We start from the raw sequence: 1223 nt of genomic DNA, 5'->3' as shown, positions 1-1223 counted from the left end.
ACCACCCAGGCGCCGGCCCCCGCCCCGGCCCCCGAACCCACTCCGCCGCCCCAGCCGGCGCCGTCCCCGACCGTGGTCCCGCCCGCGCCCGATCTGCAGGACATGCTCGATTCGCTGACCTCCGAGTTCAACTCCTTCGTCCCGCCGGGCCAGGCCGACGGGGGCGGCAACGCGGGTGGCAACGCAGGTGGCAACGCGAACCCGAACGCGGCCGCGAACAACGGCAGGGGAGGTGACGGCGGATGACCACACCTCACCTGCTGGCCGGTCGGTACGAGATCGGGGAGGTCCTCGGATTCGGTGGCATGTCCGAGGTCCACCGGGGGCGCGACACCGTCCTCGGCCGGGACGTGGCGGTCAAGATCATGCGGCCCGAGTTGGCCCGCGACGAGACCTTCTACCAGCGCTTCCGCCGCGAGGCGCAGAATTCGGCGTCGCTCAACCACCCCTCCATCGTGGCGATCTACGACACGGGCGAGGAGCGCACCGCAGACGGCGCGTTGCCCTACATCGTCATGGAACTGGTCGAGGGCGACACGATCCGGGACATCGTCAAGATGGATGGTCCGTTGGAGGTGGAACGCGCACTCGGGGTGATGGCCGACGTCTGCGGCGCCCTGGACTTCTCGCACAAGAAGGGGATCATCCACCGCGACGTCAAACCGGCGAACATCATGATCTCGCGCGACGGGGCCGTCAAGGTCATGGACTTCGGCATCGCGCGCGCGGTCAGCGACGCCAGCTCGACCCTCACCAACACCTCGTCCGTGCTCGGCACCGCCCAGTACCTCAGCCCCGAGCAGGCCCGGGGTGAGACGGTGGACGCCCGATCGGACCTGTACTCGGCCGGCTGCGTCCTGTACGAGATGGTCGCGGGAGCCCCGCCGTTCACCGGGGAATCGCCCGTCGCCGTGGCGTACCAGCACGTCCGCGAGTCACCGCAGCCGCCCTCCGCGATCAACCCGGAGATCGGCCGGTACGTCGACGCCGTGGTCATGCAGGCGATGGCCAAGAACCCCGAGAACAGGTACGACACCGCCGGGGACATGCGCACCGACCTGTTGGCCGTCCTGAGCGGCGGCCGACCGGCCGCCCCGCTGGTGCTGTCCGACGACGAGCTCGACGACGGACAACGGCCCGACGCCCCCCACGGATTCGCCGGGGCGGGCTACGGCTCGGGCCGCCCCGACCGGATCCCGCCGTCCGAGGCCCCGACCGAGGCG

1 protein-coding gene and 1 pseudogene are annotated in these 1223 nt (G+C 71.0%); both read left to right on the top strand.

The genetic code is table 11. The annotated features are described in order from the left end of the window. Window positions 1-246 (top strand): annotated as a pseudogene (locus G6022_RS16465) (serine/threonine protein kinase); the annotation flags it as partial. Further along, window positions 243-1223, top strand: a 981-nt coding sequence (gene pknB, locus G6022_RS16460; protein ID WP_182692049.1) for a Stk1 family PASTA domain-containing Ser/Thr kinase, incomplete at its 3' end; no start/stop codon positions are given. The pseudogene G6022_RS16465 and the gene pknB, both read left to right, overlap by 4 nt.

The organism is Dietzia sp. Cai40, from assembly GCF_014145165.1.
Taxonomy (GTDB): domain Bacteria; phylum Actinomycetota; class Actinomycetes; order Mycobacteriales; family Mycobacteriaceae; genus Dietzia; species Dietzia natronolimnaea.
This window is presented reverse-complemented; position numbering and strand designations above follow the sequence as displayed.